This is a genomic window from Allofournierella sp., from assembly GCF_017889395.1.
Lineage (GTDB): Bacteria > Bacillota > Clostridia > Oscillospirales > Ruminococcaceae > Allofournierella.
Window position 1 is genome coordinate 1 of record NZ_JAGHKE010000121.1, and the last position, 4,942, is coordinate 4,942.

Annotated in this window: 4 protein-coding genes and 1 pseudogene; all 5 read right to left on the reverse strand. The window is 60.7% G+C overall.

The genetic code is table 11. The features are described 5' to 3' along the window. Positions 1 to 215, reverse strand: a pseudogene (locus J7G73_RS12310) (sulfide/dihydroorotate dehydrogenase-like FAD/NAD-binding protein); the annotation flags it as partial. Between the two features lie 101 nt (positions 216 to 316). After that, positions 317 to 697, reverse strand: coding sequence for a RidA family protein (locus J7G73_RS12315; RefSeq protein WP_291246471.1), 381 nt, complete (start codon positions 695 to 697; stop codon positions 317 to 319). 30 nt (positions 698 to 727) lie between these two features. Further along, positions 728 to 2,320 carry an amidohydrolase family protein gene (locus J7G73_RS12320; protein WP_291246472.1) on the reverse strand — a complete coding sequence of 531 codons (1,593 nt, stop codon included), beginning with the start codon at positions 2,318 to 2,320 and terminating at the stop codon, positions 728 to 730. Positions 2,321 to 2,423: 103 nt separating this feature from the next. After that, a complete protein-coding gene (locus J7G73_RS12325) occupies positions 2,424 to 3,608 on the reverse strand; it encodes a YgeY family selenium metabolism-linked hydrolase (RefSeq protein ID WP_087182734.1) in 1,185 nt (394 codons plus the stop codon). 248 nt (positions 3,609 to 3,856) lie between these two features. Then, positions 3,857 to 4,942 (reverse strand): diaminopropionate ammonia-lyase (gene dpaL, locus J7G73_RS12330; protein ID WP_291246473.1); only part of this gene is annotated, 1,086 nt, incomplete at its 5' end.

Consider the following 4,942-nt stretch of genomic DNA (forward strand, 5'->3'; position numbering starts at 1 on the left):
TCCATGGTGGAGCCGCCCACGATCTGGAAGATGATGGTCACGGTGCCGGCTTCGCGGTCGTAGTCCGCTACGGTCAGGGGGATTCGCTCGGAATCCTCCCTCGCACGCACGATGATGAACTGGCCCGGCTGAGCCTTCTTTGCCACCAGCGGCGCTTCGATCACCAGCTTGGTGACCGTGGGGTTCAACTCTTTTCGTTCGACAATTTTAAACATTTGGGGTTACTCCTTCGCACAAAAAGGTGCGGCCGCCAGCATCCGGCAGCCGCACCGCGCTGATTAATAAAAAATTTGGCAGGAATTCTTTTTGATCTCTGTTAGATCACAGCCACGCACTCGATCTCTACCAGAGCGTCCTTGGGCAGAGCGCCTACCTGGAAGGCAGCGCGAGCCGGGAAGGGCTGCTGGAAGTACTGAGCGTAGACCTCGTTCATTGCGCCGAAGTCAGCGATGTTCTTCAGCAGAACGGTGGTCTTTACCACGCTGCTCATGTCCGCACCGGCGGTGGCCAGGATGGCCTTGATGTTCTCCAGAGACTGACGGGTCTGGCTCTGGATGTCCTCACCGGCGAAGGCGCCGGTGGCGGGGTCTACGGGCAGCTGGCCGGAAACGTAGATAGTCTTGCCCTGGGCCTGAATGGCCTGAGAGTAGGGACCGATGGCGGCGGGAGCCTTTTCAGTGGAAATAGCAGTGTTCATGATTGATTTCTCCTTTTTGGTAAAATGCTGTTACGCCTTGTGGCGAATGACCTGGCCATTCAGCGCGCCGGTGTGCTTGCCGTGATCCACAGCCACCTGGCCGTTCACGATCACGTAGGCAATGCCGTCCGGGAACTGGATGGGATCGGTGAAGGTGCCTTTGTCAATGACGGTGTTGGGGTCGAAGATGGTGATATCGGCCCAGTTGCCCACCTTCAGGGTGCCGCGGTCGGTCAGACCCAGCACGCTGGCGGGCTTGGCGGTCATCTTGTAGATGGCCTGCTCCAGGCTCATCAGCTTCTCTTCCCGCACATACTTGCCCAGAATGCGCACGAAGCTGCCGTACAGACGGGGATGGGGCTTGCCCGGGCAGAGCAGGCCGTCGGTGCAGGCGTTCATCTCGGGACGCATCATAAAGCGCTTTACGTGCTCCTCGGTGCCGTAGAAGTCCACCATGCCCACAGCGTTCTCCTCTTCCATCAGCAGGTCGAAGGCGGCGGTGTAGGGGTCCACACCACGCTTCTCGGCCAGCTCCACGATGGACAGGCCCACCGCGTCGGCGTTCTTCTCGGTCTTGACGCTGGTCACATAGATGTTCTCGAAGCCGGCGAAGTCCACGAAGTTATCCCAGCCGGGGATGCCGTGCTCCATATCGTAGACCATCTTCTTGCGCAGCTCGGGGTCGGCCAGACGGGCCACCGCCTTATCGGTGCCGCCGTCGTGTACCCAGGGAGGCAGGATAGCGCCCATCATAGTGCTGCCCGCCACATAGGGATACTGGTCGAAGCTGACGGTGATGCCTTCCTTCTTGGCCTCCTCCAGCAGCTCCAGAACCGCGTCGATCTTATCCCAGTTCTGCTTGCCGCAGACCTTGAAGTGGCTCCAGTGTACCTTTACGCCGGACTTGCGGCCGATCTCGATGACTTCCTTCATGCTGTCCAGAATGGTGTCGGCCTCGCTGCGCTGGTGGATGACGAACACGCCGTCGTATTCAGCAACCACCTTGCACATCTCGATGATCTCCTTGCTCTCGGAGTAAGCGCAGGGAATGTAGATCAGGCCGGTGGACAGGCCCATGGCGCCCGCTTCCATCTCACGGCGGGTGATGGCCTTCATCTTCTCGATCTCTTCATCGGTGGGCAGGCGGTTGTCCAGGCCCATGGCCTCCATGCGGATGTTGCCGTGGGGCACCAGGTACATCTCGTTCAGGCCGGGATGGGCCTTCTCAATCATCTTCAGATAGTTGTCGGTGGTCTCATAGGTCCAGTTGATCTCGTCGGTATCGCCGTCCAGACCGGCCAGGTTTTTGCGCCAGGGGCTGATGTACTGGGTGGGCAGCGGAGCCATGGACACGCCGTCCTGGCCCAGCAGCTCGGTGGTGATGCCCTGCATGATCTTGGGCAGCACCTGGGGCCGCAGCAGCACATCCAGGTCGCTGTGGCTGTGGGTGTCGATGAAGCCGGGGGCCACGGCCAGGCCCGCCGCGTCGATCACCTGATCGGCAGGCTCGGTGATGGTGCCGATGGCGGCGATCTTGCCGTCCTTCACCAGCACATCGGCGTTGATGCTGGCAGCGCCGGTGCCGTCGATCACGCGGCCGTTTTTGATGAGCATAGTAGACATGGGTCAAACGCCTCTCTTTTTCTAATGAGTGATGATTTTGGCTTCACAGCCAGCTGTGGCCCCGCCGCCCGGGATGCGGGCAGCGAGGCACACGAAAGGCTTTTTACTTCATCAGGGCCTTCAGCACGCCGGTGTAGCAATCGCATACCTTGACCAGCTGGTCGATCTCGATGTATTCGTTGATGGTATGAGCCAGGTTCTCACGGCTAGGTCCAAGGCCGAAGGTCTTGATGCCGGCCTCACCTGCATAGTGGCTGCCGTTGGTGCAGAAGTTGTACTGGGTGATGGTGGGATCGTAACCCATGGCCTTCAGCTCGCCGTACACAGCCTGCACGAAGTCGTCGTTCTCGTCGTACAGCCAGCCGGGGAAGAAGCGCTCGCCCTCGATCACGTTGCCGGTGTGGCACATTTCCTTGCCAACCGCGTAGCTGGCCTTTACCTTCAGCTCGGGGTCCTCAGCCATCAGCTTCTCCAGCAGGGCGTTGATGGGAGCCAGAACGCTCTCCTTGGTCTCGCCAACCAGCAGGCGGCGGTCATAGGTGGCGCGGCAGTACTCGGGCACCACGGAAGCGCCGGGGTACGGAGCGGACTTGATGTCGGTCAGCTCCAGGATGCCGTCGCCCAGAACGGGATGATGGGTGGGCTCCAGGGTGCGGATGGCCTCGATGACCTTGGCCATCTTGTAAACAGCGTTGATGCCCTTTTCGGGGTTGGCGCTGTGGCAGGGCTTGCCGAAGGTCTCGATCACGATCTCGGCACGGCCGCGCTGACCGATCTTCAGGTTCAGCTGGCTGGCCTCACCAATGACCACGTAGTCGGGCTTCACGTAAGCGCTGATCTCGCGGGCAGCAACACCCTCGAAGCACTCCTCGTGAACCACGCCGGCCACATAGATCTCACCGGCGAAATCACGGTTGGTCGCCTTGGCGAAGTTAGCGGTGGCGCAGGCCATGGCGGCAACGGCGCCCTTCATATCGGAGGTGCCGCGGCCGTAGATCTTGCCGTCTACGATCTCGGCGCCGAACGGATCATGCTCCCACTTGGAAGCATCCTCTACGGGCACGGTGTCGATGTGACCGTCGAACTGCAGGCGGGGGCCGGGACGGTTGCCCTTCATGCAGCCGATCACGTTGCCGTATTTGTCCACATGGACGCTGTCGAAGCCGTTGGCCTCGAAGAATTCTTTCAGACGAGCAACAACGCCATCCTCATGGCCGCTGTAGCTGGGAGACTGGATGAGTTTCTGGCACAGGGCCACTACGTTGTTCTGCTGTTCCTGAGTAAGCATGGGTGTATCCTCCTATCCATGGATGAGAATAAGGTAAAAACGATCGTTCGTATGAGGCGGTCTTTCCCGCCGGATACCAATTTAAAAGGGATGCTCCGCCCGCGCGGCTTGCCCCCGCGCGGGCGGGCACAGGCTCTAAAAAGCCCGTCCCGGTTGGATTTTGGAAGGGCGCGGCGCTGTGGTGCCGCGTGTGAAAATGAGAGAGTTTGAGAGGAACGGAACGGGCGGAGCTGGTTGAATGGGAAAAATCAGCCGTCGTAACGGTTGAACTTGCCGCCCCAAACCACGTTGCGGTAGTTCTCCTTGTCGGTGTCGCCCTCGGTGCTGATGAACAGGATGCGGCTGTTCTCGTCCAGGTGCAGCTTCTGCTTGAACTCAGCCAGATCCTCACGCAGCAGGATGTTGGAGATGCAGCCGGTGGTGGCAGCGCCGCTCTCGCCGGAAACAACGGGCTTGTCGCCGCCGGTGGGGGCAGCCAGAATGCGCATGCCGTCGGCAGCCACGTAATCGGGGCAGCTGATGAAGGCATCGGCGCAGTTCTTCAGAACCTCCCAGCCGATGGTGCAGGGCTCGCCGCAGGCCAGACCAGCCATGATGGTGTTCATGTCGCCGGTGACGAAGTGCAGCTTGCCGTCACCCGCTTCGGCGGTGCGGAATACGCAGTTGGCCTTCTCGGGCTCCACAACGGTGATGAAGGGACGCTCGGTGCCGTAGTAGCTGGAGATGAAGCCAGCCATGGCACCGGCCATGCTGCCTACACCAGCCTGCAGGAATACGTGGGTGGGCTTCTCAGCACCCTCTTTTTCCAGCTGCTTCACGATCTCGTAGCCCATGGTGGTGTATCCCTGCATGATCCACAGGGGGATATCGGTGTAGCCTTCCCAGGCGGTATCCTGCACCATGACCCAGCCCTTCTCCTCGGCCTGCTTGTTGGCCAGACGAACGGCATCGTCGTAGTTCAGGTCGGTGATGGAGGCGTCCGCACCCTCGGCACGGATGTTCTCCAGACGCTCCTGGGCGCTGCCCTTGGGCATGTAGACCACAGAGTGCTGACCCAGACGATTGGCAGTCCAGGCCACGCCGCGGCCATGGTTGCCATCGGTGGCGGTGACGAAGGTCACCTCGCCCAGCTTCTGGCGCACTTCATCGGACAGGATGCGGGTGGCGGGCATATCGGCAATGTCCTCGCCCAGAGTCTTGGCGATGTAACGGCCCAGAGCGTAGCTGCCGCCCAGAACCTTGAAGGCGTTCAGACCGAAGCGGTAGCTTTCGTCCTTGATGCGAACTTCCTTCACACCCAGAGCCTTGGCCAGGCCGGGCAGGCTGGTGAGAGG

Excerpts from the sequence above, each read along its gene's own strand:
- J7G73_RS12315 (WP_291246471.1), bottom strand. The coding sequence starts at position 697 with ATGAACACTGCTATTTCCACTGAAAAGGCTCCCGCCGCCATCGGTCCC.
- J7G73_RS12325 (WP_087182734.1), bottom strand. The coding sequence starts at position 3,608 with ATGCTTACTCAGGAACAGCAGAACAACGTAGTGGCCCTGTGCCAGAAA.
- J7G73_RS12320 (WP_291246472.1), bottom strand. The coding sequence starts at position 2,320 with ATGTCTACTATGCTCATCAAAAACGGCCGCGTGATCGACGGCACCGGC.